Source organism: Ferruginibacter sp., from assembly GCF_031430955.1.
Lineage (GTDB): Bacteria > Bacteroidota > Bacteroidia > Chitinophagales > Chitinophagaceae > Ferruginibacter.
In genome coordinates, this window is sequence record NZ_JANPCM010000599.1 from 1 (window position 1) to 4,063 (window position 4,063).

Annotated in this window: 5 protein-coding genes; 1 reads left to right on the forward strand and 4 read right to left on the reverse strand. The window is 35.8% G+C overall.

Annotation, left to right across the window (positions count from 1 at the left end; translation table 11 throughout):
• Positions 1 to 321 precede the first annotated feature (321 nt).
• From ACY65O_RS16955 to ACY65O_RS16970, 4 genes are all read right to left on the reverse strand, one after another.
• Positions 322 to 834 (reverse strand): hypothetical protein, encoded by a 513-nt coding sequence (locus ACY65O_RS16955; RefSeq protein WP_462222047.1) that lies wholly within the window; start codon positions 832 to 834, stop codon positions 322 to 324.
• A 106-nt stretch (positions 835 to 940) separates the two neighbouring features.
• Complete coding sequence (locus ACY65O_RS16960) at positions 941 to 2,017, reverse strand: acyloxyacyl hydrolase (RefSeq protein ID WP_462222048.1); 1,077 nt, start codon at positions 2,015 to 2,017, stop codon at positions 941 to 943.
• Positions 2,018 to 2,195: 178 nt separating this feature from the next.
• The gene (locus ACY65O_RS16965; protein WP_462222049.1) at positions 2,196 to 2,879 is read right to left on the reverse strand and encodes a hypothetical protein; all 684 of its coding nucleotides are present in this window, start codon (positions 2,877 to 2,879) and stop codon (positions 2,196 to 2,198) included.
• Between the two features lie 78 nt (positions 2,880 to 2,957).
• On the reverse strand, positions 2,958 to 3,518 hold the full coding sequence (locus ACY65O_RS16970; RefSeq protein WP_462222050.1) for a GNAT family N-acetyltransferase: 561 nt from the start codon (positions 3,516 to 3,518) through the stop codon (positions 2,958 to 2,960).
• A 146-nt stretch (positions 3,519 to 3,664) separates the two neighbouring features.
• Between ACY65O_RS16970 and ACY65O_RS16975 the strand changes: the two genes are divergently transcribed.
• A partial coding sequence (locus ACY65O_RS16975) for a deoxycytidylate deaminase (protein WP_462222051.1) occupies positions 3,665 to 4,063 on the forward strand: 399 nt, incomplete at its 3' end.

The window sequence follows — 4,063 nt, forward strand, 5'->3', positions numbered from 1 at the left end:
TTTTAGTTTTGGAGAATTACAATAGATCCACTTTTTTCCTGGAGACCCGTGACAACAGCAACTGTTCTGAACTGTACGCTGGGTACTTTCTATCTCGTCATAGTATTCCTGCTGTAGGTCAGTGACCACGCCTTCGGCAGCAGTTGTTCGTCGAAATAGTCGACGATGCGTACCACCATGAATCTGGGCTGAACAAAGGTGAACACTACTTCCTGACGATGTGGAACCACCATGAATCTGGGCTCAGCAAAGGTGAACTCCTACTTCCTGAAGTTCAGCATGACACTAGAATCTTAATTTACTTCTATTATTCTGTGGGCTTCATAGACTACTAGCTAGGTGCGATCTATCGCGACAAATGATTTTATTTTCTACATCAACTGCAATTACGTGTGCATCGCCGCTGCCATTACCTTCAATTGGCGCTGATAACGGGATAGGATAAGGGCCGGGGTCGCTTTCATCGCCATAGTCGGTAAAGTTTATAGGTATTTTTGGCTGATTGCCGCATACAACAATATAGGGAATACCAATTGGTGTACCCTGCCATAAGCCACTTCCAAAATCTGCCTTAATTACTGGTGTTGAAATACCGGCAATAATTTGTGTATTGTAAGGATCAATGGCTGAAGCAGAAATATCTTTATTCCATGGATTATCTGCCGGAAAAATTTGGATATTTTCAGCTGCTGCTTTTGTAGCGGTACATGTTGTGCCGCCATCTGGTGGGGTTATTATTTTTTCTTCAATTTTATTTTTGGTGCATGATGCAAATAATAAAATACCAATAAATAAAGGAGAAAAGAAAACGGCTGAGCGTAGTATATTTTTCATGAGGATGGAATTTAAACACCTGCACAGTCACAAAAATTACGCCAATGAAGAAGACCTTAATGACAATTATTGTAAAAAGTATTTTTACTAAGTAAAGAAGCTTTATTTACAAGTTTATTCCCAGCCTTACATCAAAAAAATCTGCATTATCGCTGTTGGCTTTTAAGTTAGCGCCAATGGTAAAGCGATTGTTGATATTATAATCCAACCCCCAGCGATGATAAAAATTCGGGAGAAAATAAATTTTATTATAAAATGCAAATCCTATTTGCTGACTAAAATATACTTTACCTAAAAGAAAAACATGCCCGCCGTGTATGCCGGCTACAACTCCGGATGTAACTTTTTTTACATTATCATCCTGTTTAAAATTATTATAGTAAAATTCAGTACCGGCAGTAACAGCACTTGCACCACCAATTTGTTTTGTAATTTTTGCAAATGCGCCCAAAGCATATTTTCGTTGCGCCATCCATTTTTCAAAATAGCCCTGGTAAGGCACATAAAAAATACCCACCTGCACATTTGCTTTTTTATCTTTCCAAAATTTATTATGTACCCGTTTATATTTAGGCAAAGTATTATTACCCGGATAATAATGCATGCTTACTGCAGCCGTTACCCAGTTAATACCTTTATTAGGTTGTTGTATGTTTCCATTGGAGATATGGTGAAAATTAGTTTGCAAACCGGCACTTAAATGTTTTGATAATTGAAAATTTAAACTGGTACCTAAATGTAAATACGGGTTTATGTGTAAAGCATAATTATTGTTAGCAGGATTTTTTTCTGCGTCATTAGGGTTGCTGAGGTATGCAACACCAGCCGATGCCCTTACCCCAAATTGTATTTTTTTAAAAATTCGGTATTGCGGCTCAATAAACCGTGAGGCAATAACGGCATGCCCTAAAAGTGGCAGATCGTAATTAAAATAACTTAAAGCCCAACCGGTTTTTATATAAGCACTGCTGATATTATAAGAAGCAAAATTAGTTTGCTGCTTTGCCCATTCCAGCTCAAAACCAAATGGGTTGGCATCTGCAATATTTTTTACCGATTGTGTATGTACTACCGTTTGCCCGGTGTATAATTTTAACCCAAAATTTACCCGGGCAGAATCATCCTGTGCTAATGCAGGTAAGCTGGTACAAATTAGTAAGATTAAAATTACATAACGCATCATTATAAATTGTTACGGATAGATACGTTCATTTAACCCCATCAGATTTAATATAGAAAGAAATAAGAAATTGAAAAGAGTAAGAATAGCATTCTCTTACCGTTAAATTCGATTGTATGCAGGTTAATTCTTTAATTTATATACTATGCAATAAAACGACGATTTATTTTATTGATACCAATTAATAAATATTATAAGTAACACCATTTACTTTTTGTATCGCAGCTCCCGATTTCATTGCACCCTGGTATTCTTTTCGGTCAAATTCATTATACCAGCTGTATAAAGTTGTACCGATACTTTTTATTTTTCCTTTGTTAAGTTTATCATCAGCGATAGAATAATAGGTAAGGGATGTGTTACCAACGGATTTTAGTTTTCCCCTGTAATATTCATTATCGTAAGAAGCATAATACCCAATAGAAAGATAACCTGCAGATTTTAATTTGCCTTTATAACTTTCATTATCATAATCCATATAATAATCCAGAGCAACAGCACCAATTGTTTTTACTTTTCCTCTTTGTGCTTCGGGCATAGATGATGTAAAATAAGTAATGTTGCAGGAGCCAATACTTTTTACTTTGCCCCGTAATGCTTCATCAGCATCCAGGCTGTAATAATCAACCCTGCCCATATACGGATCAAGTTTTCCCTGGTAATAGCCAATACGGCCCGGTTGCATCTCAACTCCCCATTCCAGCACCCTTCCATCCGGCGTTATTCTAATTATTGCTTGCTGATCGGTAAGAAAACTAAATGAAGAGAGTGATGTTGCACCTGATACAGTAACCTGACTCAGGGATTGTGAAAAACCAATAATTGTAAAAAGAGAAAAAATAATCAGTAAGAAAATTTTTTTCATACATATAAATTATACTGTGAAATTATATTTTTTTGCAACTTACTTTTATAAAAAATATCCTGCTGTAATCTTTATACATTAAACTGCTAATGTTTCACGCAACTCACGCCAATGCTCTTTTGCAATAGTATAAATATAATCCAGCTTGGCGGCTTCTCCGTAATAAGCCATTTCTGTTTCGCCTGTTTTTATTGCACCTAGTCTTTCTAAGGAAATTTGCGAACGTTTATTGACCGCTCCAATATAAAATGTAACGGTATCAACAAACTGAAAAATATGATCGAGCATTAATTTTTTTAGTGCATAATTATATCCTTTACCCCAATGGCTGCATACAAAAAAAGTGTAGCCAATTGAAACTATATTTTTTTCGGCATCATAATCACTGTATCGGCTGCTGCCTATAACTTCATTTGTTTGGGTATCACTTACTAAAAAAGCTCCGCCTGAGTCAATGGCACCTTTAAAATAATTTTCAAACTCCGGCAGTTGGTACCGGTTTTTATTGGGGTGCTGCTGCCATATCAATGGATCGGAAGCAGGACTGTATAAAATTTCAAAATCGGAAGGCGTAAGTGGTATTGCTGTAACCAATTCGTTTTTTAGTAAAGGCTGAAAATTAATTGTTGAGGAAAACATAATTATTAAAAAATTAATTAATAATACAAAGCTACTGCTGATGGCAATATAACTTCATTTTTTTCTCTATCAAAAAAATTGCCTTGCAAAAAAAATTAAATGGCCTACATTCGTAGCAGAGGTTACACTATTTTAAATAAACCGGTATGGGTGCAATAAAAAAAAGAAAAAACTATATTAGCTGGGATGAATATTTTATGGGAGTTGCATTACTGAGTGCACAACGCAGTAAAGACCCAAGCACACAAGTTGGTGCATGTATTGTAAATGATAAAAATAAAATTGTTGGCGCCGGTTATAATGGCCTTCCCGCAGGTTGTGCTGATGACGAATTTCCATGGGAAAAGCAGGGTGATTTTCTGCAAACAAAATATCCCTACATCTGCCATGCAGAATTAAATGCCATTTTAAATAATATTGGTATGGATTTACATGGTTGTAAAATTTACACTGCATTATTTCCCTGTAATGAATGTACTAAAGCCATTATTCAATCGGGCATCGCAGAAGTGATATATCTTTCAGATAAATATGCAGGTACCGAT

What these genes read in the sequence shown, in the direction of transcription:
- ACY65O_RS16955 (WP_462222047.1), bottom strand. Translation starts at nt 834, where the DNA reads ATGAAAAATATACTACGCTCAGCCGTTTTCTTTTCTCCTTTATTTATT.
- ACY65O_RS16960 (WP_462222048.1), bottom strand. Translation starts at nt 2,017, where the DNA reads ATGATGCGTTATGTAATTTTAATCTTACTAATTTGTACCAGCTTACCT.
- ACY65O_RS16965 (WP_462222049.1), bottom strand. Translation starts at nt 2,879, where the DNA reads ATGAAAAAAATTTTCTTACTGATTATTTTTTCTCTTTTTACAATTATT.
- ACY65O_RS16970 (WP_462222050.1), bottom strand. Translation starts at nt 3,518, where the DNA reads ATGTTTTCCTCAACAATTAATTTTCAGCCTTTACTAAAAAACGAATTG.